Here is a 20,350-nt window from a genome sequence, read left to right as displayed (position 1 = left end):
CCTCTCCCGACGGCAAAGGGGGCACCTCGGCATTATCCCTTAACAAACCCTTTCTCTTTCAGGTAAGCGGCCGCCACCTGTTTGGCGTCCTGGCCTTCCACGGCGATCTGCGCGTTGAGTTTTTGCAGCGTCGGCCCGTCCAGCGAGGCGAATACCGGCTTCAGCAGCTCAGGCAGATTGGCGTGCGCCTTCAGCGCCGCTTCGCGCACGATCGGCGCCGGCGCGTAGATCGGCTGTACGCCTTTCGGGTCCGCCAGCGTCTGCAGCCCCAGCGCCGCCACCGGGCCATCGGTGCCGTAGGCCATCGCCGCATTGACGCCGGAGGTCTGCTCCGCCGCCGCCTTGATGGTCACCGCCGTGTCGCCGCCGGCCAGGGACAGCAGCTGATCCTGATTCAGTTTGAAGCCGTAGGCGTTCTGGAACGCCGGCAGCGCATCCGGCCGTTCGATAAATTCCGCCGAGGCCGCCAGCTTGAACTTGCCGCCGCCGTTGATCCACTTGCCGAGATCCGCCAGCGTTTTGAGATGGTTGGCGTCCGCCACGTCCTGACGAATGGCGATGGTCCAGGTATTGTTGGCCGGCGCGGCGTCCAACCAGACGATTTTGTTTTTGTCGTAATCGAGCTGCTTCACCTTCTCGAAGCCGGCCTGGGCGTTCTTCCACGCCGGATCTTTCTCATCGGAGAAGAAAAATGCGCCGTTGCCGGTGTATTCCGGGTAGATGTCGATCTCGCCGGAGGTGATGGCGCCGCGCAGCACCTTGGTGGTGCCGAGCTGCAGCTTGTTGGTGGTTTTAATGCCGTTGGCTTCCAGCACCTGCACGATGATGTTGCCGAGCAGCGAACCTTCGGTATCGATCTTGGAGCCGACGCGCACCGAGTCGGCCGCCTGCGCCAGACCGCTGGCGGCCAGCAGAGCCAGGGCGACGGCAAAGGAACGTCCGCGTGATAAGGTGATTGCCATACTTTTCCTCTGGTTATATGTTTTCCGGCTCATGGGCCAGTTCGGTTGGAAAATCCTGAGAAACACGCTTCCAGCGCGCAATAAGTTTTTTCTTCGGCAGGACATCGCGTTCCTCCCGCCGTTCGCCGGCGCTCAGCGGATGCACGCCGACGTCGATCGGCGTCAGCGCGTAATCGCGTAGCCACTCGCCATAACCCTGCGCGACGAATCCCTGGCTGCGGCGCTGATACGCCTCGCGTTCCGCCAGGTAGACTTCGCGCAGGCCATACCAGGGCAGGCCGGGCAAATCGTGATGCACTAAATGGTAGTTCAGATTGAGAAACAGCAGCCGCCACGGCCAGCCCGCCTCATTAATAATAGAACGTGCCTGCGGTGCGTCCACGGCGCGATGCTCAAAAAACGATCTTACCTTGGTCAGCGCCAGCGCCGGGTAGCTGATGGCCAACAGGTAAAACGCCGCGCCGATGCCCTGCATCTGCAGCCAGTACAGCAGCAGCGCCAACAGCGACAGGTGCGCCAGCCACATCGCCCAGGCGCGCCGATCGCCCGCTGCAAGCGTCTTCACTGCGCCGAACAGCGTGGTGACGATATCCAGCGCCGGGCCGAGGAGCACCCGGCCGATCAGCGTATTGCGCACCGCGGCCAACAGCGGCAGCAGGCGGGGATAACGCCGCCACTGCGCGGCGCTGAAGTAGTAACTTTCGGGATCTTCATGCGGATCGGTCAGGTGGTCGTTGCGGTGATGGCGCAGATGCGAATCCCGATACAGCCCGTAGGGATACCACACCGCCAGCGGCAACAGGCCGAACAGCTGATTGACGCGCGGCCAGCGCGTCGGATGGCCGTGGATCAGCTCGTGTTGCAGCGACATATACCCGGTGGTCAGCAGGATCAGTAGCGGCGCGCCAAGCCATGGACCCAGCGCCTGCCAATAATGCGCCACGCCGAACCAGCCGCCGTACACTGCCGCCATGATCCCCCAGGTGGGCAGTTCCAGCCGCCAGTGCCAACGCTGATAAAGCCGCCGGATGCGGTCGCGTTGTTCGGGGTGCAAATAGTGGGCGTGGGACATGCTGCGGCTCGCGGTTGAGGAGTTTCCCCCCAGTATCCGTGAGCCGTAACGACGTTCAAAATAACGAAAATGGCAAAGCTAAGTGAAAATTCAGCGGGTTGCGTACGCGGCATGCGGCTCACACGCCACCGGGAAATTCACCGAGTTGGCGATAAAGCACAGGTGATGCGCCTTCTCGTGAAGCTGTTGCGCCAACTGCAGATCGTCACCATCGCGCACTGTGACCTGCGGCCGCAGCGTCACCGAGGTAAAAAAGCCGCCGCGCGCGGCGTCTTCGCGCATCACCCCCACGGCATCGTCCTGATAGGCCAGCACCGAAATCCCCGAGGTGGCGCACAGATGCAGATACCATAATTTGTGACAGGCGCTGAGCGATGCCACCAGCAAATCTTCCGGATTCCAGCGCGTCGCGTCACCGCGGAAGGCCGGATCGGCTGAGCCGGCGATATCTGCCTTGCCCGCGGCGCCGATCAGGTGATCGCGCCCATAGGCGCGGTAATCTTCCGTGCCTGCCCCCAGATTCCCCTGCCAGGTGACCGCCACCTGATAATGATGCTCGCCTTTCATGCCTTTTTCTCCCGTTGGCCGGCCAATGAAAAATCATCTTAATGCATGCCCGGAAAACACTATTGGCGGAAAAGCGTGAATACGCAAACGGCGAGACGAGAAAAAACGGGCCGCGCAAGCGGCCCGTCGGTCACATCCCTTTAGGGAACGAAATCGAGCACCACGGCGTTGAACAGCGCGTACTCGGTGGCGTTGGTCATCGGCGGAAACTGCGCGCGCTGCACCGCAGCGCTCGCCGCCGCGCACAGGGGCGCATCGCCCCTCACGATCTTGCTGCTCGCCAGCTTGCCGTCCGGCCGCAGCCGTATGCTGATGGTGCAGCGTTGGCCGCGCGCGCGCTCCGGCGAGCGCAGCTCGCGGCTCACCGCGTTATGCACCCGCTCCGGGTAACTGAGCTGCGTTGCGGCCAGTGCCGGGGCCTGCGGCAACGGGGTGCCGGTCTGATGGCCGGCCCCGGCGCCGCAGCCGCTCAGCAGCAACAACGCCAACAGGCTTAGTGTCTTTTTCATTCCCGATGTCCTTATTGGGGGATTTATCCTTATCGAGCGGCCCTCACTGCGCCGCCGGGTAGGCCTCGCCGTCGTCCGCATAGCGCTGCAGCCGCTCGCGCCACCATTTGGCCGCCAGGCCGCTGGCGCTTTCCCGCCAGCCGAAATAGGCGATGTCGCTGCACCGTTCCGATTCGACGCGTTTCGCCACCAGTTCGCCGCTGTTCAGGTAAGGTTCCGCTAAAGAACGCGGCAGATAGCCGCAGCCCAGCCCGGCCAGCTGCGCCTGCAGTTTGGCGTCGAAACCGAAGACCGTCAGCGTGTCCTGCTCTTCCAGCAGATTCAGGCTCTGCGGCGCGTTGACGCGCGAAGTGTCGCGCACCACCACCGCACGGTGCTGACGGATTTCGTCCTTCGGCAGCGGTTCCGGCAATGCCGCCAGCGGATGCTGCGGCGCGACGGCGAACACGTAATCCAGCTGCCCCAGCCTGCTGAACGCATAGCCTACCCGTGACGGCGGCTCGCAGATGGCGCCGATGATAATGTCGGCGCAACCGTAAACCAGCGACTCCCAGGAACCGGCCAGCACCTCGTGGCTGAAACGCAGCCGGGTATGGTGATGCTGCCGATAAAACTCGTCGATCAGCGGCAACAGGCGGGCAAACGGGAAGGAGGCGTCGATCCCAAGCGTAATCTCGCTTTCCCAGCCGTTCTCCACATAGCGCGCCTGCTGTTCCAGATCCTGCGCCGCGCGCAGCAGCACCCGCCCTTTTTCCAGCATCAGCTTGCCGGTATCGGTGAACTTCGCCCGATGGCCGGAGCGATCCAGCAGGGTAATGTCGAGATCGTTCTCCAGCTTTTGCACCATATAGCTCAGTGCCGAAGGGGTTTTAAACAGTGCGGCGGCCGCGGCGGCGAAAGATCCGTGCCGGTCCAGCGCGTCCAAAATCAGCAGCGCTTCCAGGTTTAATCTCATGCTTTCTCCCGTGTATAAAAAAACTCAACAAGTCGGCAAAAATTCTGCGGTATCTTTGAAATCGCCCTCTGCCTACCATGGGTTTTATCGGCGTTACACTCATCAGATGTTCAACCGAAATATCACTGGGAAGGTAAATTATGTCCAAGTTTCAACTGCTTGATAAAGACAATTCCGCACTGATTTTTATCGACCATCAACCGCAAATGGCCTTCGGCGTGGCTAATATTGATCGTCAGCAACTGAAAAACAACGTTGTTGGTTTGGCGAAGGCAGGCAAGATTTTCAACGTTCCCACCCTTTTCACCTCGGTCGAAACCGAAAGCTTCAGCGGCTATATCTGGCCGGAACTGCTGGCGGTGCACCCTGAAATCACCCCGATTGAACGCACCTCGATGAACTCCTGGGAAGACGCGGCCTTCGTCAAAGCCGTGGAAGCCACCGGCCGCAAAAAGCTGGTGATCTCCGCGCTGTGGACCGAAGTCTGCCTGACCTTCCCGGCGCTGATGGCGCTGGAAGCCGGCTATGAAGTGTATGTGGTGACCGACACCTCCGGCGGCACCTCCGTCGATGCGCACGAACGTTCGATCGACCGCATGGTGCAAGCCGGCGCCGTACCGGTGACCTGGCAGCAGGTGCTGCTGGAGTACCAACGCGACTGGGCGCGCAAAGACACCTACGACGCGGTGATGGCGCTGGTGCGCGAACACAGCGGCGCGTACGGCATGGGCGTCGACTACGCTTACACCATGGTGCACCACGCACCGGCCCGCACGGTGAAATAATTCCCCTTGCCCCGGCCCCGCGCCGGGGTATTTTCAGGAGTCGGTTTTATGGCCCATCCGCAGCATGTCACGCTGGTGATCACCCACCGTTTGGCGCCGGGGAACGAGCAGGCCTATGAGGCCTGGCTGAACCGCATCATGCCGGACGCCGCGGGCTTCACCGGCCATCTGGGCGTCAACGTCATCCGCCCATCCGACAGCGAACAGGCCTATACGGTGCTGGTCCGCTTCGACAATCTCGACAATCTCTACCGCTGGCTCAACTCGCCGCTGCGCAAGCAATACATCGAAGAAGTCACTCCGCTGTTGCTGGAGAACGACCATATCGAGATCCGCCCCGGCGCGGAGTTCTGGTTTACCCCGCCCAACCCCGGCGTGCGCCAGCCGCCCCAGTGGAAGCAGTTCATCATCACCCTGCTGGTGATCTTCCCTTCCACCAATCTGGTGCCCTGGTTTTGGGGGCTGGCGCTGCCGCAGCTGGACGGCACGCTGCTCGGCCATTTTCTCAATGACGCCACCGTGGTCGCCCTGGTGGTGTACCTGTGGATGCCTATCGTGACTCGCGTTTTTCATCAATGGCTGACCCGCCGCTAGGCGGTTCGCCGGGAGAATGTTATGAACCACCACGCTTCATTGATCATCACCAACGGCAAGTTTCACACCGTCGATCGCCAAAATCCTACCGCACAGGCGGTCGCCATCCGCGACGGCAAGTTTCTGGCGGTCGGCAGCGAAAGCGAAGTCATGCAGCACGCCGGGCCGGAGACCCAGGTGATCGATCTGCACGGCCACACCGCCATTCCGGGCCTGAACGACTCGCACCTGCACCTGATCCGCGGCGGCCTGAACTATAACCTGGAGCTGCGCTGGGAAGGCGTGCCCTCGCTGGCCGACGCGCTGCGCATGTTGAAAGAACAGGCGCTGCGCACGCCGAGCCCGCAATGGGTGCGGGTGGTCGGCGGCTGGACCGAGTTCCAGTTTGCCGAACGCCGCATGCCGACGCTGGACGAAATCAACCAGGCGGCGCCGGACACGCCGGTGTTTATTCTGCATCTCTACGATCGCGCGCTGCTCAACCGCGCAGCGCTGAAGGTGGTCGGCTACACCAAAGACACGCCGAACCCGCCGGGCGGCGAGATCCAGCGCGACGCCAACGGCAACCCGACCGGCATGCTGATCGCCAAACCCAACGCCATGATCCTGTACGCCACGCTGGCGAAAGGGCCGAAGCTGCCGCTGGAACAGCAGGTCAACTCCACCCGCCAGTTCATGCGTGAGCTGAACCGCCTCGGCCTCACCAGCGCCATCGACGCCGGCGGCGGTTTCCAGAACTACCCGGAGGATTATCAGGTGATTGCCGAGCTGCACGAGAAAAAGCAGCTGACCATCCGCATCGCCTATAACCTGTTCACCCAGCGGCCTAAACAGGAGCTGGAAGACTTCGAGCTGTGGACCGACATGCTCAAGCCGGGCCAGGGCACCGACTTCTATCGCCACAACGGCGCCGGCGAGATGCTGGTGTTTTCCGCCGCCGACTTCGAAGACTTCCTGCAGCCGCGCCCGGATCTGCCGCCGGGCACCGAAGACGAACTGGAGCGGGTGGTGCGCCATCTGGTGGAGCACCGCTGGCCGTTCCGGCTGCACGCCACCTATGACGAATCCATCAGCCGCATGCTGGACGTGTTCGAGAAGGTGAACCGCGATATTCCGTTCAACGGCCTGCACTGGCTGTTCGACCACGCCGAAACCATTACCGAGCGCAATATCGAGCGCGTCAAGGCGCTGGGCGGCGGCATTGCGGTCCAGCACCGCATGGCGTTCCAGGGTGAGTATTTCGCCGACCGCTACGGCATCGAAGCCACCAAACATACGCCGCCGGTGGCGAAAATGCTGGCGGCCGAGCTGCCGGTCGGGCTGGGCACCGACGCCACCCGCGTCGCCAGCTACAACCCGTGGACGGCGCTGTACTGGCTGGTCTCCGGCCGCACCGTCGGCGGCATGGCGATGTACGACGACAGCGCCCGGCTGGATCGCGAAACGGCGCTGATGCTGTGGACGCAAGGCAGCGCCTGGTTCTCCACCGAGCAGGGCAAAAAAGGCCAGATCAAGGTCGGCCAACTGGCGGATTTGGCGGTGCTGTCGCAGGACTATTTCAGCGTGCCGGAAGAGCAGATCAAAGGCATCGAGTCGGTGATGACGGTGGTGGACGGCAAAGTGGTCTACGCCGCCGGCAGCTTCTCGCCGCTGGCACCACCGCCGCTGCCGGTGCTGCCGGACTGGTCGCCGGTCACCCAGGTGCCGGGCCATTACCGCTCCGCGCCGCCGTCGGCGGCGGCCCGCGTCGGGGTCGTGAGCCAGGCGCATCAATGCTGCGGCCCGTGCGGCGTGCACGCGCACCAGCATGACATCGCGCGCCGTTCCAGCATCCCGGTGTCGGATGAGAATGCCTTCTGGGGCGCGTTCGGCTGTTCGTGCTTCTCGTTCTAAGTTATCAAGCCAATAACTTATTATAAAATTAATTTAATAAGCCATTAAGCTAGCAACACAATAAATTAATGGCGCTGTCCGCGGGAGAGCGCCATTTCATTTTCAATCGCGGTTGATCTCCAGCCAGCGCCGCTGTTCGGCGGAGGCGGCTATCGCATCCAGCACGCAAGACACTTTCCAGCCTTCTTCAAAGTCCGGCCACATGCGATCGCCCGCGGCGATGCCATTGACCAGATCGCGGATCTCCACCGTCTTCTGATCGTTAAAGCCGATGCCGTGCCCGGCGCTGATGCAAAACGCCGCGTAGTCCGGGTGCTTTGGCCCCACCAGCAGCGTCTTGAACCCCTGCCGCTCCGCCGGTTCATCGTGCCGATACAGTTTCAGCTCCGCCATCCGCTCCTGGGTATAGCTCAGCGTGCCTTTGGTGCCGGTGACCACATAGGTCAACCCCATCTTGCGCCCGCAGGCGATGCGCGAGGTTTCGATAGTGCCCATCGCCCCGCCGGCGAAACGCAGCAGCGCGCTGGCCTGATCTTCGTTTTCCACCGGGTGCAGCCGCGTCGGGTCCTGCGGATCCGGGCGCTGTTTGATCACGGTCTGCATATCGCCGGAAACCGCCACAATATCGCCCACCAGGTAGTGCGCCATATTGACGATGTGCGCCGCCAGATCCCCCAGCGCGCCTAACCCGGCGCTGGCGCGGCGGCAGTGCCAGTCGATCGGCGTGCGCGGATCGGCCAGATAATCCTCATTGTGGGTGCCGTAAAAATGCACCACCTCGCCGATTTCGCCGTTGGCGATAATTTCGCGCGCCAGTTGGCTGGTGGGGTTTTTCATGTAGTTAAAACCGACCAGCGTTTTCACCCCCTTGGCGCGCGCGGCCTGCACCATCTCCGCCGCATCGGCGGCGTCCAGCGCCAGCGGCTTTTCCGAATACACGTGCTTGCCGTGACGGATCGCCGCCAGCGCCATCTCTTTGTGCAAGAAGTTGGGGGCGCAGATGTCCACCACATCGATCGCCGGATCGGCCACCAACTGCCGCCAGTCGCCGGTCGAACGCGCAAAGCCGAATTCGGCCGCGCGCTGCGCCGCCAGCTCGGGCGTCACCTCCGCCAGCATCTCCAGCACCAGTTCCCCTTTCAGAGGAAAGACCGTGGCGGCCTGCGCATAGGCGATAGCGTGACAACGCCCGATATAACCGGTGCCGATTAACCCAACGCGTACCTGTTTCATCATTTTCTCCCGTGACCGAAATTCTGTGTAGAACCAGGCGTCGCTCAATGAAACGCGCCGGTTGATAACGGGTTTATATGGAATATAAATTTCAATAACAAGCACACAGGAAAATAAAGTTCATATTCGTGATGCCGTTCATGAAACATTGACGGGATGATGCAACGAGGAAAGTTCGGACACGACGGGACGTATCCGGACAAGATAAAATGAACCGTTTATTTCATATCACGGTAAACCGTTGGCGCCGTGCTGCACATAGCCAGGGCGTTGCAGCAGGCGCTGCTGATAGGCCGCCAGCGCCGCATAATTCGGCCGCTCGAACGGCGTCATCAGCCAGCGGTTCAGCGACAGCCCCAGCACCACGTCCGCCAGCGTGAAGGCGGCGCCGGCGGCATAAGGGCCGTGCTGCGCCAGATGTGCGTCCAACAGGCCCATCAGCCGATTCCATTCGCGCTCGGCGGCGGCCAGGCTGGCGGCATCCTGATAATCCGCATGCCCACGCACCCGCGACATGAACACGTAGCGCCAGGCGCCGTTCAGATCGGTGGCCTGCCAGTCCATCCACATCTCCACCGCCGCGCGCGCGCCGGGTTCCTGCGGCAGCAGATCGCGGCGCCCTTCCCGCCCCGCCAGATAGCGGCAAATGGTGTTCGACTCCCACAGCACCCGCTCGCCGTCGATCAGCACCGGCACCAGGCCGTTGGGATTCAACGCCAGAAACGCCGGCTCCTGCGTGGAGCGAAAGCCGCTGCCCCAGTCTTCCCGTTCCAGCGTCAGCCCCAGCTCCTGACAGGTCCATAACACTTTGCGCACGTTGATTGATGAAGCCTTGCCCAAGACTCTCAGCATCGGTTTTCCTCTTATCTATTCTTTCCAGAAAGGTTTACATCCTTCACGCAGCGCTTCTGCACGCGACAAACCAATATCGATCAGCCGCGCATCGTCCAGCAATAATAATTCTTTTCGCGTCCTGTAGCGTTGCAGATACAGACGCCAGCGTGACCCGCCGAATGAGCGCCGCCGCGGCGCGCCAGTAAACAGAGCCATCTTGTTATTCCCCCTGATGTTTTCGCCTGGTAGTGATGATGCGCGCCAGGCAAAAAACAGTACAGATTCACGCTGGCGCTATTTTTTTCATACAGCTGCGCCAAAAAACCCGCTGAATGGTTTATTTTGAAAGTATCTGTACCGGTTTTTTAATCCTTACCCCCGATGAGAGGCCTCTGTATGACACGCTACGCCACGCTGGCCGCCATTCTCAGCCAACGCATTCAGCAAGGGTTGTATCCGGCCGGCCATCGCCTGCCTTCGGTGCGCGCGTTGAGCCAGGAGCACGGCGTCAGCATCAGCACGGTGCAGCAAGCCTACCGGTTGCTCGAGGAACAGCGCCTGGTGGAAGCGCGGCCGAAGTCGGGCTACTTCGTGCATACGCGGCGCGCGCAGGCCGAGCTGCCCGCCATGACGGCGCCGGTGCAGCGGCCGGTGGACATTTCGCAATGGGAGCAGGTGCTGGAACTGGTGCGCAGCCGGCCGCGCGAAGGCCTGATCCAGCTGGGGCGCGGCATGCCGGATATCGCCGAACCGACGATGAAACCGCTGATCGTCGCCCTGCGCAACGCCGCCCGCCACGGCGACCTGCGCAGCCTGTATTACGACAGCATTCAGGGCGTGGCCGCACTGCGCGAACAGGTGGCCCGTCTGCTGCTGGACTCCGGCTGCCAAATCGGCCCCGATCAGTTGCTGATCACCACCGGCTGTCAGGAAGCAATCTCCGCCGGGCTGCGCGCCGTTTGCCAACCCGGCGACATCGTGGCGGTCGATTCGCCCTGCTTCCACGGCACCATGCAGACGCTGAAGGGTCTGGGCATCAAGGCGCTGGAAATCCCCACCGATCCGCTCACCGGCGTCAGCCTGGCGGCGCTGGAGATGGCGCTGGAACAGTGGCCGGTCAAGGCCATCCTGCTGACGCCCAACTGCAATAATCCGCTGGGCTACATCATGCCCGACGCCCACAAACAGCGGCTGCTGACGCTGGCGCAGCGCCACGACGCGGCGATCATCGAAGACGATGTCTACGGCGACATCGCCTATCACTACCCGCGGCCGCGCACCATCAAGTCATTCGACGACGACGGCCGCGTGCTGCTGTGCAGTTCGTTTTCCAAAACGCTGGCGCCGGGGCTGCGCGTGGGCTGGATCGCGCCCGGCCGCTACCTGGAACGGGTGCTGCACATGAAGTTCATCGGCTCCGGCGCCACCGCCACCCAGCCGCAGCTGGCGATCGCCGAATTCATCCGCGGGGGGCACTATCTGCAGCACCTGCGGCGCATGCGCGCCCGCTACCAGCAGAACCGCGACCGCATGACCGATCTGATCCTGAAATACTTCCCGGCCGGCACCCGCGTCAGCCGGCCGCGCGGCGGTTTTATGCTGTGGATCGAACTGGACGAAGCGTTCGACACCCTGCGGCTGAACCGCCATCTTGAACAGCAAGGCGTACAAATCGCCGTCGGCAGCATTTTTTCCGCCGCCGGCAAGTATCGCAACTGCCTGCGCATCAACTATGCGCCGACGCTGACGACGGAGATCGAACAGGCTGTACAGCGGGTCGGCGCCACCATCCAGGCGCTGATGCCGGCCGACAGTTTGGCGCAATCAGATTAAATCTTGACGCGATCGGATTATCGGCGCATGGACAGGCTGTTTTAGAGTAATGCCTTCTCTTACCACTGGCAGGCAACAACCATGAGCAGCGATCAAATTCCGGTTTCCAGCGCGCTGGCTGTGCGCCTCGCGGCGCTAGGTGTCGATCTCGAACGGGTCGGTCAGTTGGCCGGCTTGCCCGCCGGGCTGCTCAGCGAGCGGCGCATAAAAGTGCGGCTGACCACCCACCAGTTCTTCGCCGTCTGGCGCGCCCTCGCCCAACTGAGCGACGATCCCGCCTTTGGTCTGCGGCTGGGCGGCGACGTCGCGCCGGAGCATTACGATATCGCGTCAGTCGCCGCACTGCACTCCGCCACGATGGGCGAAGCGCTGCGCAAAGTCGCGCGCTACAAACGGTTGGTGTGCCCGGAAGAACTGATGCTGGAGGAAGACGGCGACAGTATACGGCTGCATACGCGCTGGACGATGATCGAAGACCATACGCCGGAATTATTGATCGATACAATGTTCGCTTCTATCACCGCCCTGTGCCGCCGTGGCACCGGCTTGCCGCTGCAGCCCAAGGCGCTTGAGGTGACACGCCGTCACGATCCCCACTCGCCGCTGTTGCGCCACTTCGGCTGCCCGGTGCGATTCGATGCGCCGCAGGACGTGCTGGTGTTCGATCGCGCGCTGATGCGGCAGCCGCTCATCACTTATGATCAGGACATGTTGGCGCAGTTGCTGCCGGAGCTGGAGGCCGAGTTGGCCGAGGTGCGCGCCGAGCAAAACTTACCGATGCAGGTGATGGCGATCCTCGGCCGCAGCATGCGCGGCCAGCGCCCCAGCGTCAACAGCGTGGCCGCTGAACTCTATCTCAGCCCGCGCACGCTGCAGCGCCGCTTGCAACAGCACGGCTACAGCTACCAGCAATTGTTGGACAAAACCCGGCACCGCACCGCCTGCCGATTGTTGGCGGAAACCGACCTTGAACCGGGCGAAATCGCCTTTGTGCTGGGATTCGAAGAGCTGAATTCGTTCAGCCGCGCCTTTATTCAGTGGGAAGCGCTGACGCCCAGCCGCTGGCGCACGCAGCGCGCCGCCGGCCAGTGGGAGAACAGAGCATGAAAGTGATTATTTTCGGCGCCAGCGGCATGGTGGGTCAGGGCGCGCTGCGAGAATGCCTGCGCGATCCGCGGGTCAGCGAAGTGCTCAGCATCGGCCGTCGCCCGCTGGCGCAAAGCCACGCCAAACTGCGCCAGCTCTCCCTGCCCGATCTGCGTGATCTGTCGGCGCTGGCGCCGCAGCTCGCAGGCTACGACGCCTGTTTCTTCTGCCTGGGGATTTCGTCCTCCGGCCTGAGTGAAGCTGAATATCGCGCGGTGACTTACGATCTGACGCTGGCCGCCGCCCGCCCGCTGGCAACGCTGAATCCGTCGATGGTCTTCGTCTACGTCTCCGGCCTCGGCACCGACAGCAGCGAACGCGGCCGCAGCATGTGGGCCAGGGTCAAGGGCGCCACCGAAAACGCGCTGCTGGCGCTGCCGTTCCACGCGGTGATGTTCCGTCCCGGCGCCATTGTGCCGCTGCACGGCATTCGCTCCAAAACCCGCCTCTACGATCTGGCCTATCGGCTGTTCAAGCCGCTGTGGCGCGGCGCATTGCGGCTGTTTCCCGCCCGGGTAAGCAGCACCGAACGAATCGGGCGGGCGATGCTCGCGGTGGCGCGACGGGAAAGCGCGCTGCGCATCGTCGAACCGGCGCAGATCAACCGGCTGGCGACGCTGTGAAATAACGTCATCCACCGCCCCGCCGCCAATACTCCGCCACCCGGCGACGCAGATGGTCGATGCCCTGCGGATGATGAATGAACTGATCCACCGGCATCATCCGCCAGCGCTGTCCCTCGTCGCCGAAACGTATGGCGGCGATCTGCGCGGGGGCGATCTCGCCGGCCATGAACCAGGTCGGGGGATAGCCGGGCAGAATGCCGTCGTAGCGCCGCCGCCAGACAACCTGACGTTCGGCGATCGCCACGCCGAATTCTTCCTGCGTCTCCCGCTGCACGCACTGCAGCGGCGTTTCGCCGTTTTCCCGCCCGCCGCCGGGCAGATCCCACAGGCCGGGCCACGGAATGCCCGGTTTGTCGTCCCGTTGGTAAACCAACAAGAGATCGCCGCACAACAGTGCGATCTTGGCCCCGCCAAACGCCCAATCCGTCATGATTTCTTCGCTCCCGGCCCATTGCCTTTGACTGAACATCATACTTCATCCCCGCGCGGCCTGGTGTATAGTGAAAATCCGTTTTCACAACAGGCGAACAATAACGATGAACTCTCCGTTTCTGGTGACCCCTCAATGGCTTGCGCAACATATCAACGATGAAAATCTGGTGGTGATCGACGTCCGGATGTCGCCGGTGGGGCTAACGCCGAAAAAGGACATGCTTGCCGAGTTCGAACGCGGCCATATCCCCGGCGCGGTCTATTTCGACATCGACGACGTGGCGGACAAAAACACCGCGCTGCCGCACATGCTGCCGACGGCGGCGGAGTTTGGCGAGGCGGTGGGCAAGCTGGGCATCAGCGAGCGCGATACCCTGGTGATTTACGATGAGGGTAACCAGTTCTCCGCGCCGCGCGGCTGGTGGACCTTCCGCAATTTCGGCGCCCAGCATGTTTACGTACTGGACGAAGGGCTGAACGGCTGGACCGCGCAGGGCCAGGCGCTGGCCACCGGCCCGGCGCAGCCTGAACCGCAGACGTTCAACGCCCGGTTCAACGCCGACGCGGTGGTGGATATGCGGCAAGTGGAACAGGCGTTAGGCACGCCGGTGCAAATTCTCGACGCGCGTGCCGCGCCGCGTTTCCATGCCGAAGCGCCGGAGCCGCGCCCCGGCCTGCACCGCGGCCACATTCCCGGCAGCATCAACATTCCGTACGGCGAGCTGCTGGAAAACGGCCGCTTCAAATCGCTGGAGGCGCTGCGCCAAACCTTCAGCGACAAGGGGGTGGACATCAACGGCCCGATCATCACCAGCTGCGGCTCCGGCGTGACGGCGGCGGTGCTGGCGTTTGGCCTGCTGTCGCTCGGCGCGCCGCAGGTCAAGTTGTATGACGGCGCCTGGAGCGAATGGGGCCAGCTGAGCGGCAAGCAGCCGATCGCCCAAGATTAGGTTTCGATCCGCTCGACCACGATCTGCGCCAGCCGCTGCACGGCGGCCGAAGGTTGATCCTCGGCGCGGTGCAGCACCACGCCGAGCTGGCCGAGAACGGGCAGCAGATCGGGGGCCAGCGGCGACAGGCCGGGCGGCAAACCCGCCGCCGTGCGCACCGTGACGCCCAACCCGGCGCTCACCGCCGCCCACACGCCGTTCAGGCTGCGGCTGGTAAAGGCGATGCGCCAGGGAATGCCGGCGCGATCCAGCGCCTGCGTCGCCGCGCTGCGCATCAGACAGGGTGCGTCGAACATCACCAACGGCAACGGCTCATCCCCTTCTCGCCACGGCGCCAGCGCGAAGCCTGGCGACGCGATCCAGTGCAACTGCCGCTGCCCCAGCGCCTGATGAAACGGCGTGCTCAGACCGCCATCCCACGCCAGCGACAGATCCAGCTGGCCTTTCAGCACCCAGTCGATCAGCTCGGCATTGCGCGCGATGCGCGCCTCGATCCTCACCTTTGGATTGGCGCGCGCGAAGCTGCCCAACACCTGCGGCAGAAACGTCTCGCCGAAATCCTCCTGCAGCCCCAGCCGCACCGTGCCCTGCAGATCCAACCCGCGCACCGCGGCGGCGGCTTCGTCATTGAGCTCCAGCAGGCGGCGCGCGTAACCAAGCAGGGTCTCCCCCGCCTCGGTCATCACCATGCCGCGTCCGGCCTTGCGCAGGATCGGCGCGCCGACCTGCTGCTCCAGCTTTTTCAGGTGGGCGCTGACCGCCGACGTCGAACGCCCCAGCCGTTCAGCCGCCTTGGCGAAGCTGCCCAGCTCGACGCCGGTGACGAAGCTGCGTAAATCCTCGAGATCGAACGTGATTCGCCCCATGCTGACCATCCTGATTTTCTGAACTATCAATCAAAATAATACCGATTTTACTAATAAAGATGGCGTGTCACGCTCTCCCGGTCAATGTCTTTCAGGAGAATCCTTATGCTCGCGATGCAATACCGTTTCACCCTGCCCGCCGATTACGACATGGCGATCGTCCGCCGCCGCATCGCCGATGTCGGCCACCGGCTCGACGCCTGCCCGCAGCTGATCGTCAAAGCCTATCTGTACGCGCAGCGCAGCGAAGGCAGCGCCGAGAATCTCTACGCTCCCTTCTACCTGTGGAACAGCGGCGCCGGCATGAGCGACTTCCTGATCGGCGAGGGTTTCAGGGGCCTCAGCCAGGCGTTCGGCTGGCCGCGCGTCAATCACTGGCTGCCGTGGCTGGCGCATTTCGATCGTCCTCATCTGGCCGAGGCCGCCTGGGCGACCTGTCAGGAAAGGGCCATCGCCCCCTACAGCGATCTGCCTGCGCTGCGTCGGCAACAGCAGGCGGCGCCCGGCGCGCTGGCCTCCATCGTGGCGTTCGATCCCGCCGAGTGGCGGTTAGTGCGGCTGGATGTCTGGCGTGAACCGCCGCAGGCGCGGCCGCAAAACGGTCAACTGTTCCGCGTCGGCCATCTGTCCGCGCCCTTTGACCACACTGCGCCGCGGGTTGACAGTCAAACCTGATATTGATAATCATTATCAAAATTGCATATTCATTTGCGGCTCGCGGGATGCGGGCCGCTATCCGGGGTCAACCGTCATGTCGTCATCACCAATCACACCTTACGCCACCACCTGCTGCATCGTGGGAGGCGGCCCCGCCGGGCTGATGCTCGGCTATCTGCTGGCGCGGGCGGGGATCGATGTGACGGTGCTGGAGAAGCACGCCGACTTCCTGCGCGATTTTCGCGGTGACACCATTCACCCGTCGACGCTGGAAGTCATGCACCAGCTGGGCCTGCTCGACGAACTGCTGACGTTGCCGCACCAGCGTGCGGAGTCCCTGCACGCCGAAGTCGCCGGGCGCGACATCAAGCTGGCGGATTTCACCCGCCTGCCGACGCGCTGCAAATTTATCGCCTTTATGCCGCAGTGGGAGTTCCTCAACTTTTTGGCCCAGCAGGCCGCCGCCTTCCCCAACTTCAGGCTGCTGACCTCGACGCAGGTTCACCAGCTGCTGTACGACCGCGGCCAGGTGTGCGGCGTGCTGGCCGACACGCCGGAAGGCCCGATCCGCGTGCGCAGCCAGTTGGTGGTCGGCACCGACGGCCGCAACTCGGTGGTGCGCGAACAGGCGGCGCTCAGCAGCCGATCCTTCGGCGCGCCGCGCGACGTAGTGTGGATGAAGCTCAGCAAGCAGCCGGGCGATCCGGCCTGGTCGATGGGCCACACCGGGCCGAAACAGAACTTCATCATGATCGATCGCGGCGACTACTGGCAGTGCGGCTATTCGATCGACAAAGGCAGCTTCGACGCGATCCGCCGCAGCGGGCTGGAGAAATTTTTGCTGCACCTCGCCGAGGTGGCGCCGTTCCAGGACGATCGCCTGCAGGAGATCGTCGAGTGGGATCAGGTAAAACTGCTGAGCATTCGCATCGATCGTCTGGATCGCTGGGCCAAACCGGGGGTGCTGTGCATCGGCGACGCCGCGCACGCCATGTCGCCGATCGGCGGCGTGGGCGTCAACCTGGCGATTCAGGACGCGGTGGCCGCCGCCAACGCTCTGATCCCGCCGCTGCGCCAGCATCGGCTGCAGCTGAAGCATCTGCTGAGCGTGCAGCGCCGGCGCGAATTTCCCACCCGGGCCATCCAGTTTCTGCAGATCAAAATGAGCCAGCGCAAACCGGGCGAACGCCGCGCGGCGGGCGGCTCGCGCCTGATCGCCCGCGTCAGCAACAGCCGCTGGCTGCCGCGCCTGTTCGGCCGCATCATCGGCCTCGGTTTTCGCCGTGAAACGCCGCGGCATCTGTCCAACGAAACCTGCCCGCCGGAATAGCATTGGTGATTTTTTCATCGCGCCGTATAATGGTTAAATCGAACGATTTAATTAACTGGAGCGATTAAATGTACGCACTCACCGCGAACGAGGCCAAAACCCAATTCGGCGATTTGCTGCTCAAGGCGCAGCGTGAACCGGTGCAAATCAATCGCAACGGCAAACCGGTCGCCGTCGTCATGTCTGTAGAAGATTACCAGGCGCTGGAAGATCTCAAATTAAGCGCACTGCAGCAAAAAATCGCGCAGGCTACCGCCGAGGAAGACGCCGGTAAGGCGGTAGACGGCGATGCCTTCTTCAACCGTCTGCTCACCGATGAAACAGACTGAGATGCCCGCGTTTCGCCTCACCCCGCAGGCCCAACAAGATCTGCTGGCTATTCGTCATTTCACCATCGAGCACTGGGGCCAAGCGCAATCTCGCCGCTATCTTGAGCAGTTGAGAGAGGTGATGCAACATTTGGCAGATATGCCGGAAGCGGGTAAAGCTCACTTCCACGATCTGGGCGAAGAGATACGCAGTTTTCCTTACGCCAGCCATAGGATCTACTACCGCAGCCGCCCTGCCGGCATCACCGTTCTCGCCATTTTGCATCAGGCGATGGTGCCCCACCGGCATCTGGAACAGCAGCTGTAATTTTTCTTACTCAAAGGGGCACTGATGTTCACCGTTCGTCAGGCATTGCTGGAAGATTTAACCCTGGTGCGCGATATCGGCATCCGCACCTATCGCGCCCACTTCGGTGAGCTGTGGCGCTACCCGCACGAGCTGGAGGCCTTTCTGGCGGAGGATTTTTCCGTCTCCGCACTGGAACGGACGCTGCGCGATCCCGACGTGTGCTGGCTGCTGGCCTATGAGAATGACGCCCTCGTCGGCTATGCGCGGCTCAACGTCGACAGCCTGCTGGCGCCAACGCAAACCCGCGGCGCAGAGCTGCAGAAAATCTATTTCCTGCCGGGCCATGCCGGCAATGGCTATGGCCAGCGCCTGTACGAACAGGTGCAGCAACGGGCTATCGAGCGCCGGCAAAAAACGCTGTGGCTGGAAGTGCTGCAACGCAACACCCGCGCCCAACGTTTTTATCAGCGTCAGGGATTAAGCATTTGTGGCGAGACCTGCTACACCAGCGCCCAGGGCTCGATAGGCATCTGGTATATGAGCAAGGCGCTGTAACCGCGCCCCGCTCCGCCGTCGTTTAGCGCGGCTCCCGCTGCAGCATCAGGAACAGCAAGGCAAACGCATTGGGCGCCAGGTAGATCAGCGCCCCCAGCTGTACCGCCAGCGGATCCTTCTTGGCCTGCCAGGCCATGAACCAGTCGCCGGCGACCACCATAAAACCGACGCCCCACACCGCAATTGCGCAAAGCGCCCCCAGCATCGCCCAGGCTTTGCCCTTGGCGAAGGCGGCGTAAGGGCCTTTCAATCGCCCGATCATCAGCGCCACGCCCGCGGCCGCGAATAGGCCGGCCAGCGTTTCCAGCGTGGTGATGACCGCCAACCCCAACATACAGGCCCAGTCGGCGCGGATCGCGCGCCACATCAGCCCCGGCGTTTGATAAGTATCCTGCATGGCGAGCAGCGGCCCCACCGCATTGCGCGCGGTGCCGGCGAAATCCGCCGTATTGTTCAACAGGCTAAACAGCCCCCACAGGGCCGGAAACAGAGACAGGACGATGCAACCGAGGCGTGACACAGTGATTTCGTTCATGGTTATCCTTAATGAATAAACGGGTGGCTCCCGTCCTCATGACGGGACCGCTATTGAGATCCTGATAGTTTGACGTGCACAATGTAAGAACTAATCTTACAATGACGCAGCATAGCCGAAAGTGAGGAGGAACAATGGGCAGAACACTAACGGTAGATCTGGGTGACGAACTGCGTAGCTTCGTCGAAGACCTGGTGGCCAGCGGCGATTACCGAACGCCCAGCGAAGTCATCCGCGAATCCGTGCGCACTTTGCGCGAACGTACCGCCGCCTCAAAACTGGAAGAGCTTAGGCGCTTGATCGCCGAAGGAGAGAACAGCGGCGAAGCCGTCGAATGGGATCGTGATGTGTTCATGGAAAGAATACGGAGCAAAGCAAAAGGATGCGCAGGAGAGTAACCGTTCGTCCAAAAGCGTTGGACGATATGGAAGAGATCTATTTTTACGGGTTGGCGCACTTTGGCTTGCAGGTGGCCGAAGATTATCTGCGCCGCCTGCATCAGGCTTTCGATAACCTTAGCCACCACCAACTCGGCAAAAACATCGATGCAATCGGCCCCGGCCTATGGGTATTGCCCGTCGCCAACCACCTGATTTATTTTCGACAGCACAGGCGGGAAATGAATATCATCAGAGTGCTGCATCATTCCCGCGATCCGCTCAGCCAATCCTTTTTCAGCTGACCCAACGTTAAATCGCCACCAGCCCGCGTACGCCGTCCTGTTCCATATTGCTGCCGGCACCGCGCTGCACGATGCTGCCGCGCGACATCACCAGATAGCTATCCGCCAGATCGGCGGCAAAGTCATAGAACTGCTCCACCAACAGGATCGCCATATCGCCCCGTGCCGCCAGTTGTTTGATCACCGCGCCGATCTCCTTGATCACCGAAGGTTGGATCCCTTCCGTCGGCTCGTCGAGGATCAGCAGCTGCGGCCGGCAGGCCAGCGCCCGGCCGATCGCCAGCTGCTGCTGTTGCCCGCCGGAAAGATCGCCGCCGCGCCGATCCTTCATTTGCCGCAGCACCGGAAACAGTTCATAGATCGGATCCGGCACCGCGCGCGCGTCGGCGCCGGAAAAGCGCGCCAGCCCCATCAGCAGATTTTCCTCCACCGTCAGGCGCGGGAAAATTTCCCGCCCCTGCGGCACATAGGCGATGCCCGCCTGCACCCGCTGATGCGGCTTTTTACCGGTGATGGCTTCGCCCCGCCAACGGACGCTGCCGCTGCGCGCCGGGACCAGCCCCATCAGGCATTTCAGCAGCGTGGTCTTGCCCACGCCGTTGCGCCCCAGCAGGCAGGTCACCTCGCCGATGCGCGCCTCGAACGACAGGCCGCGCAGAATGTGGCTGCCGCCGTAATATTGATTCAATTCCTCTACCTGCAGCATGATTACGCCT

The 20,350-nt window shown here is 62.5% G+C and carries 26 protein-coding genes; 14 read left to right on the top strand and 12 right to left on the bottom strand.

All coding sequences use genetic code 11. From position 1 onward, the window contains the following. Nucleotides 1-32: 32 nt before the first annotated feature. The 5 genes from osmF to J0F90_RS07065 all read right to left on the bottom strand — a co-directional run bounded on the left by osmF (nt 33) and on the right by J0F90_RS07065 (nt 4,065). Nucleotides 33-962 carry a glycine betaine ABC transporter substrate-binding protein OsmF gene (gene osmF / locus J0F90_RS07085; RefSeq protein WP_016928558.1) on the bottom strand — a complete coding sequence of 310 codons (930 nt, stop codon included), beginning with the start codon at nt 960-962 and terminating at the stop codon, nt 33-35. Nucleotides 963-975: 13 nt separating this feature from the next. Beyond that, the gene (locus J0F90_RS07080; protein WP_033640955.1) at nt 976-2,034 is read right to left on the bottom strand and encodes a fatty acid desaturase; all 1,059 of its coding nucleotides are present in this window, start codon (nt 2,032-2,034) and stop codon (nt 976-978) included. Nucleotides 2,035-2,124: 90 nt separating this feature from the next. Beyond that, nucleotides 2,125-2,601: an OsmC family protein gene (locus tag J0F90_RS07075; RefSeq protein ID WP_016928560.1), complete on the bottom strand. Its 477-nt coding sequence runs from the start codon at nt 2,599-2,601 to the stop codon at nt 2,125-2,127. Between the two features lie 140 nt (nt 2,602-2,741). Next, a complete protein-coding gene (locus J0F90_RS07070; RefSeq protein ID WP_033640956.1) occupies nt 2,742-3,110 on the bottom strand; it encodes a cell envelope integrity TolA C-terminal domain-containing protein in 369 nt (122 codons plus the stop codon). 43 nt (nt 3,111-3,153) lie between these two features. Then, nucleotides 3,154-4,065, bottom strand: a complete 912-nt coding sequence (locus J0F90_RS07065; RefSeq protein ID WP_004939387.1) for a LysR substrate-binding domain-containing protein — start codon at nt 4,063-4,065, stop codon at nt 3,154-3,156. A gap of 140 nt (nt 4,066-4,205) precedes the next feature. On the opposite strand from J0F90_RS07065, the gene J0F90_RS07060 reads away from it, so the two are divergent. Genes J0F90_RS07060 through J0F90_RS07050 form a run of 3 tightly spaced genes read left to right on the top strand, consistent with a single transcriptional unit; the run spans nt 4,206 to nt 7,337 of the window. Continuing rightward, on the top strand, nt 4,206-4,850 hold the full coding sequence (locus J0F90_RS07060) for a hydrolase (RefSeq protein WP_004939390.1): 645 nt from the start codon (nt 4,206-4,208) through the stop codon (nt 4,848-4,850). A 48-nt stretch (nt 4,851-4,898) separates the two neighbouring features. Continuing rightward, a complete protein-coding gene (locus tag J0F90_RS07055; RefSeq protein WP_033640957.1) occupies nt 4,899-5,444 on the top strand; it encodes an antibiotic biosynthesis monooxygenase in 546 nt (181 codons plus the stop codon). A 21-nt stretch (nt 5,445-5,465) separates the two neighbouring features. After that, nucleotides 5,466-7,337 carry an amidohydrolase gene (locus J0F90_RS07050; RefSeq protein ID WP_016928564.1) on the top strand — a complete coding sequence of 624 codons (1,872 nt, stop codon included), beginning with the start codon at nt 5,466-5,468 and terminating at the stop codon, nt 7,335-7,337. A gap of 102 nt (nt 7,338-7,439) precedes the next feature. Here J0F90_RS07050 and J0F90_RS07045 read toward each other — a convergent pair whose 3' ends face one another. From J0F90_RS07045 to J0F90_RS07035, 3 genes are all read right to left on the bottom strand, one after another. Then, the gene (locus J0F90_RS07045) at nt 7,440-8,570 is read right to left on the bottom strand and encodes a Gfo/Idh/MocA family protein (protein WP_033640958.1); all 1,131 of its coding nucleotides are present in this window, start codon (nt 8,568-8,570) and stop codon (nt 7,440-7,442) included. A gap of 228 nt (nt 8,571-8,798) precedes the next feature. Beyond that, a complete protein-coding gene (locus J0F90_RS07040; RefSeq protein WP_033640959.1) occupies nt 8,799-9,422 on the bottom strand; it encodes a glutathione S-transferase family protein in 624 nt (207 codons plus the stop codon). A gap of 15 nt (nt 9,423-9,437) precedes the next feature. Further along, on the bottom strand, nt 9,438-9,620 hold the full coding sequence (locus tag J0F90_RS07035) for a DUF1127 domain-containing protein (protein WP_016928567.1): 183 nt from the start codon (nt 9,618-9,620) through the stop codon (nt 9,438-9,440). A gap of 180 nt (nt 9,621-9,800) precedes the next feature. Here J0F90_RS07035 and J0F90_RS07030 point away from each other — a divergent pair, with 180 nt between their 5' ends. From J0F90_RS07030 to J0F90_RS07020, 3 genes are all read left to right on the top strand, one after another. Further along, nucleotides 9,801-11,237, top strand: coding sequence for an aminotransferase-like domain-containing protein (locus J0F90_RS07030; RefSeq protein ID WP_033640960.1), 1,437 nt, complete (start codon nt 9,801-9,803; stop codon nt 11,235-11,237). A gap of 81 nt (nt 11,238-11,318) precedes the next feature. Further along, complete coding sequence (locus J0F90_RS07025; RefSeq protein WP_016928569.1) at nt 11,319-12,344, top strand: AraC family transcriptional regulator; 1,026 nt, start codon at nt 11,319-11,321, stop codon at nt 12,342-12,344. Continuing rightward, nucleotides 12,341-13,006, top strand: coding sequence for a Rossmann-fold NAD(P)-binding domain-containing protein (locus tag J0F90_RS07020; protein ID WP_033640961.1), 666 nt, complete (start codon nt 12,341-12,343; stop codon nt 13,004-13,006). The genes J0F90_RS07025 and J0F90_RS07020 overlap by 4 nt, the downstream gene beginning before the upstream one ends. Nucleotides 13,007-13,013: 7 nt before the next feature. On the opposite strand, the gene J0F90_RS07015 is transcribed toward J0F90_RS07020, so the two are convergent. Then, nucleotides 13,014-13,439 carry an NUDIX hydrolase gene (locus tag J0F90_RS07015; RefSeq protein WP_033641463.1) on the bottom strand — a complete coding sequence of 142 codons (426 nt, stop codon included), beginning with the start codon at nt 13,437-13,439 and terminating at the stop codon, nt 13,014-13,016. 106 nt (nt 13,440-13,545) lie between these two features. Between J0F90_RS07015 and sseA the strand changes: the two genes are divergently transcribed. Then, nucleotides 13,546-14,391 (top strand): 3-mercaptopyruvate sulfurtransferase, encoded by an 846-nt coding sequence (gene sseA, locus J0F90_RS07010; RefSeq protein WP_033640962.1) that lies wholly within the window; start codon nt 13,546-13,548, stop codon nt 14,389-14,391. Here the strand turns inward: sseA and J0F90_RS07005 are convergent. Next, nucleotides 14,388-15,257: a LysR substrate-binding domain-containing protein gene (locus tag J0F90_RS07005; RefSeq protein ID WP_033640963.1), complete on the bottom strand. Its 870-nt coding sequence runs from the start codon at nt 15,255-15,257 to the stop codon at nt 14,388-14,390. The genes sseA and J0F90_RS07005 overlap by 4 nt on opposite strands. Before the next feature lie 105 nt (nt 15,258-15,362). Between J0F90_RS07005 and J0F90_RS07000 the strand changes: the two genes are divergently transcribed. The 5 genes from J0F90_RS07000 (at nt 15,363) to J0F90_RS06980 (ending at nt 18,417) form a co-directional block, all read left to right on the top strand. Next, nucleotides 15,363-15,932, top strand: a complete 570-nt coding sequence (locus J0F90_RS07000) for a DUF4865 family protein (RefSeq protein WP_016928574.1) — start codon at nt 15,363-15,365, stop codon at nt 15,930-15,932. 76 nt (nt 15,933-16,008) lie between these two features. Beyond that, the gene (locus tag J0F90_RS06995) at nt 16,009-17,244 is read left to right on the top strand and encodes an FAD-dependent oxidoreductase (protein WP_033640964.1); all 1,236 of its coding nucleotides are present in this window, start codon (nt 16,009-16,011) and stop codon (nt 17,242-17,244) included. A 68-nt stretch (nt 17,245-17,312) separates the two neighbouring features. Continuing rightward, nucleotides 17,313-17,573, top strand: a complete 261-nt coding sequence (locus tag J0F90_RS06990) for a type II toxin-antitoxin system Phd/YefM family antitoxin (RefSeq protein WP_016928576.1) — start codon at nt 17,313-17,315, stop codon at nt 17,571-17,573. 1 nt (nt 17,574) lies between these two features. Next, a complete protein-coding gene (locus tag J0F90_RS06985) occupies nt 17,575-17,880 on the top strand; it encodes a type II toxin-antitoxin system RelE/ParE family toxin (protein WP_033640965.1) in 306 nt (101 codons plus the stop codon). A 24-nt stretch (nt 17,881-17,904) separates the two neighbouring features. Beyond that, on the top strand, nt 17,905-18,417 hold the full coding sequence (locus J0F90_RS06980) for a GNAT family N-acetyltransferase (RefSeq protein ID WP_033640966.1): 513 nt from the start codon (nt 17,905-17,907) through the stop codon (nt 18,415-18,417). 22 nt (nt 18,418-18,439) lie between these two features. On the opposite strand, the gene J0F90_RS06975 is transcribed toward J0F90_RS06980, so the two are convergent. Further along, the gene (locus tag J0F90_RS06975; RefSeq protein WP_033640967.1) at nt 18,440-18,952 is read right to left on the bottom strand and encodes a DUF2165 family protein; all 513 of its coding nucleotides are present in this window, start codon (nt 18,950-18,952) and stop codon (nt 18,440-18,442) included. A gap of 134 nt (nt 18,953-19,086) precedes the next feature. On the opposite strand from J0F90_RS06975, the gene J0F90_RS06970 reads away from it, so the two are divergent. After that, complete coding sequence (locus tag J0F90_RS06970) at nt 19,087-19,350, top strand: type II toxin-antitoxin system ParD family antitoxin (RefSeq protein ID WP_004939442.1); 264 nt, start codon at nt 19,087-19,089, stop codon at nt 19,348-19,350. Beyond that, entirely contained in the window at nt 19,335-19,634 is a 300-nt protein-coding gene (locus J0F90_RS06965; RefSeq protein ID WP_028127914.1) for a type II toxin-antitoxin system RelE/ParE family toxin, read from the top strand. Before J0F90_RS06970 ends, J0F90_RS06965 begins: the two co-directional genes overlap by 16 nt. Nucleotides 19,635-19,641: 7 nt before the next feature. Here J0F90_RS06965 and urtE read toward each other — a convergent pair whose 3' ends face one another. Continuing rightward, a complete protein-coding gene (urtE, locus tag J0F90_RS06960; RefSeq protein WP_028127913.1) occupies nt 19,642-20,340 on the bottom strand; it encodes an urea ABC transporter ATP-binding subunit UrtE in 699 nt (232 codons plus the stop codon). Between the last annotated feature and the right edge of the window lie 10 nt (nt 20,341-20,350).

The organism is Serratia marcescens subsp. marcescens ATCC 13880 (genome assembly GCF_017299535.1).
Lineage (GTDB): Bacteria > Pseudomonadota > Gammaproteobacteria > Enterobacterales > Enterobacteriaceae > Serratia > Serratia marcescens.
This window is presented reverse-complemented; position numbering and strand designations above follow the sequence as displayed.

What these genes read in the sequence shown, in the direction of transcription:
- J0F90_RS07015 (WP_033641463.1), bottom strand. Translation starts at nt 13,439, where the DNA reads ATGACGGATTGGGCGTTTGGCGGGGCCAAGATCGCACTGTTGTGCGGC.
- J0F90_RS06975 (WP_033640967.1), bottom strand. Translation starts at nt 18,952, where the DNA reads ATGAACGAAATCACTGTGTCACGCCTCGGTTGCATCGTCCTGTCTCTG.
- J0F90_RS07035 (WP_016928567.1), bottom strand. Translation starts at nt 9,620, where the DNA reads ATGGCTCTGTTTACTGGCGCGCCGCGGCGGCGCTCATTCGGCGGGTCA.
- J0F90_RS06995 (WP_033640964.1), top strand. Translation starts at nt 16,009, where the DNA reads ATGTCGTCATCACCAATCACACCTTACGCCACCACCTGCTGCATCGTG.
- J0F90_RS07045 (WP_033640958.1), bottom strand. Translation starts at nt 8,570, where the DNA reads ATGAAACAGGTACGCGTTGGGTTAATCGGCACCGGTTATATCGGGCGT.
- J0F90_RS07055 (WP_033640957.1), top strand. Translation starts at nt 4,899, where the DNA reads ATGGCCCATCCGCAGCATGTCACGCTGGTGATCACCCACCGTTTGGCG.
- J0F90_RS06980 (WP_033640966.1), top strand. Translation starts at nt 17,905, where the DNA reads ATGTTCACCGTTCGTCAGGCATTGCTGGAAGATTTAACCCTGGTGCGC.
- urtE (WP_028127913.1), bottom strand. Translation starts at nt 20,340, where the DNA reads ATGCTGCAGGTAGAGGAATTGAATCAATATTACGGCGGCAGCCACATT.
- J0F90_RS07060 (WP_004939390.1), top strand. Translation starts at nt 4,206, where the DNA reads ATGTCCAAGTTTCAACTGCTTGATAAAGACAATTCCGCACTGATTTTT.
- J0F90_RS06965 (WP_028127914.1), top strand. Translation starts at nt 19,335, where the DNA reads ATGCGCAGGAGAGTAACCGTTCGTCCAAAAGCGTTGGACGATATGGAA.
- J0F90_RS07020 (WP_033640961.1), top strand. Translation starts at nt 12,341, where the DNA reads ATGAAAGTGATTATTTTCGGCGCCAGCGGCATGGTGGGTCAGGGCGCG.
- J0F90_RS07065 (WP_004939387.1), bottom strand. Translation starts at nt 4,065, where the DNA reads ATGAGATTAAACCTGGAAGCGCTGCTGATTTTGGACGCGCTGGACCGG.
- J0F90_RS07040 (WP_033640959.1), bottom strand. Translation starts at nt 9,422, where the DNA reads ATGCTGAGAGTCTTGGGCAAGGCTTCATCAATCAACGTGCGCAAAGTG.
- J0F90_RS07050 (WP_016928564.1), top strand. Translation starts at nt 5,466, where the DNA reads ATGAACCACCACGCTTCATTGATCATCACCAACGGCAAGTTTCACACC.
- J0F90_RS07075 (WP_016928560.1), bottom strand. Translation starts at nt 2,601, where the DNA reads ATGAAAGGCGAGCATCATTATCAGGTGGCGGTCACCTGGCAGGGGAAT.
- osmF (WP_016928558.1), bottom strand. Translation starts at nt 962, where the DNA reads ATGGCAATCACCTTATCACGCGGACGTTCCTTTGCCGTCGCCCTGGCT.
- J0F90_RS07080 (WP_033640955.1), bottom strand. Translation starts at nt 2,034, where the DNA reads ATGTCCCACGCCCACTATTTGCACCCCGAACAACGCGACCGCATCCGG.
- J0F90_RS07030 (WP_033640960.1), top strand. Translation starts at nt 9,801, where the DNA reads ATGACACGCTACGCCACGCTGGCCGCCATTCTCAGCCAACGCATTCAG.
- J0F90_RS07000 (WP_016928574.1), top strand. Translation starts at nt 15,363, where the DNA reads ATGCTCGCGATGCAATACCGTTTCACCCTGCCCGCCGATTACGACATG.
- J0F90_RS07025 (WP_016928569.1), top strand. Translation starts at nt 11,319, where the DNA reads ATGAGCAGCGATCAAATTCCGGTTTCCAGCGCGCTGGCTGTGCGCCTC.
- J0F90_RS07070 (WP_033640956.1), bottom strand. Translation starts at nt 3,110, where the DNA reads ATGAAAAAGACACTAAGCCTGTTGGCGTTGTTGCTGCTGAGCGGCTGC.
- J0F90_RS06970 (WP_004939442.1), top strand. Translation starts at nt 19,087, where the DNA reads ATGGGCAGAACACTAACGGTAGATCTGGGTGACGAACTGCGTAGCTTC.
- J0F90_RS06990 (WP_016928576.1), top strand. Translation starts at nt 17,313, where the DNA reads ATGTACGCACTCACCGCGAACGAGGCCAAAACCCAATTCGGCGATTTG.
- J0F90_RS06985 (WP_033640965.1), top strand. Translation starts at nt 17,575, where the DNA reads ATGCCCGCGTTTCGCCTCACCCCGCAGGCCCAACAAGATCTGCTGGCT.
- sseA (WP_033640962.1), top strand. Translation starts at nt 13,546, where the DNA reads ATGAACTCTCCGTTTCTGGTGACCCCTCAATGGCTTGCGCAACATATC.
- J0F90_RS07005 (WP_033640963.1), bottom strand. Translation starts at nt 15,257, where the DNA reads ATGGGGCGAATCACGTTCGATCTCGAGGATTTACGCAGCTTCGTCACC.